Annotated in this window: 1 protein-coding gene; it reads left to right on the top strand. The window is 71.9% G+C overall.

What is annotated here, in order from left to right:
- Positions 1 to 96: 96 nt before the first annotated feature.
- On the top strand, positions 97 to 1,446 hold the full coding sequence (locus H7965_RS29830) for an IS1380 family transposase (RefSeq protein WP_186774087.1): 1,350 nt from the start codon (positions 97 to 99) through the stop codon (positions 1,444 to 1,446).
- Positions 1,447 to 1,617: the final 171 nt, after the last annotated feature.

Genomic DNA, 1,617 nt, shown 5'->3' with positions numbered 1-1,617 from the left:
CCCGGATCATTCACGTGGGCTGACGGGCATGGTGCAAGCCGCTGACCGGCAATAGATTTCGGCTGCGACACTCGAAACCAGCCGTTTGCGGAGACCATGCCCGCCAAGGTTGAACCTACGCCGCCCCTCCCTGGCCTGTCACCGGTCGGCGGCAAGCCCCTGGTCGCGCGCTTCGATGGCGGGCGCCTGTCCTCCGATGGCGGCGTGCTGGCGCTGCGCGAGATCGAGCGCCGCCTCGGCGTCGCCGATCGTCTGGCCGCCTGCCTCGAGGACCCGCGGGCATGGGAGCAGGTCAGGCACGGCCTGGCCGACATCATTCGCTTCCGCTTGCTGATGATCGCGGCCGGCTACGAGGACGGCAACGACGCGGCGGCGCTGCGCCACGACCCTGCCTTCAAGCTCGCGCTCGACCGCCTGCCGGACGCCGCGGCGCTGTGCTCGCAGCCGACCATCTCGCGCCTCGAGAACCTGCCCGACCTCCGTGCTCTCTTGCGCATGGGACGCGCCATGGTCGGGCTCTACTGCGACAGCTTCCGCCAGGTCCCGCGGCGGATCGTGCTCGACCTCGACGACACCTTCGACGCGGTGCACGGGGGACAGCAGTTGCGCCTGTTCAACGCCTACCACGACGAATACGGCTTCCAGCCGCTCGTGGTGTTCGACAGCGAGGGCCGCCCCGTGGCCGCCATGCTGCGGCCCGCACGCCGCCCGAACGGCGCCGAGGCCCGCGGCTTCCTCCGCCGCCTGGTGCGCGAGATCCGCGGCCACTGGCCGCGCGTCGAGATCCTCATCCGCGCCGACAGCCACTTCTGCGCGCCCGAGGTGCTGGACTTCTGCCGCGCGGCGCGGATCGACTTCGTGCTCGGCGTCGCCGCCACCACGACGCTGCGCGGGCAGGTTGCAGCGCTGGAGGAGAGCACCGCCGCCCACCAGGCAGCCCGGCCCGGGGAGGGCAAGCTGCGCCGCTACAAGGCGGTCTTCGACGGCGCCCGGAGCTGGTCCCGCGTCGAGCGCATCATCGCCCGCGTCGAGGCCGGACCGCAGGGCACCGACACCCGCTTCGTCGTCACCAGCCTCGCCAGCGGCGACCCGCGCAGGATCTACGAGGAGATCTACTGCGGCCGCGGCCAGGCGGAGAATCACATCAAGGCCTGGAAGCGCCACCTCGCCGCCGACCGCACCTCATGCATGAAGGCCACCGCCAACGCGTTCCGCCTGCTGCTGCACACCGGCGCCTACTGGCTGCTCTGGTCGCTCCGCAGCCTGATGCCGAAGCGCTCCGCCTGGCGCGTCGCCCAGTTCGACACCTTGCGGCTGCGCCTCGTGAAGCTCGCCATGCGCGTCGTCGAGCTGAAGACCCGCGTCACCCTGCATCTGCCGGCCGCCTGCCCCGAACAGGCCATCATACGCCTCGTGCTCGACCGCCTGCCGCGCCTCACCTGTTGAGCCGCGGGGCACGTGCCCCAGCCGAACCCTCGTCGCAACCCGCCAGCCCCGCGATCCGCACCTGAACCCCGGCCAATAGGACCGGCGCCGATCCCGCTCGCCCGCACAACCACGGCGCGAGCCGCGCGCCAGCCAGGGGACGCGCGTCACCGCCGCCGTGAATGATCCGGG

This window comes from Siccirubricoccus deserti (genome assembly GCF_014283215.1).
GTDB lineage: Bacteria > Pseudomonadota > Alphaproteobacteria > Acetobacterales > Acetobacteraceae > Siccirubricoccus > Siccirubricoccus deserti.
This window is presented reverse-complemented; position numbering and strand designations above follow the sequence as displayed.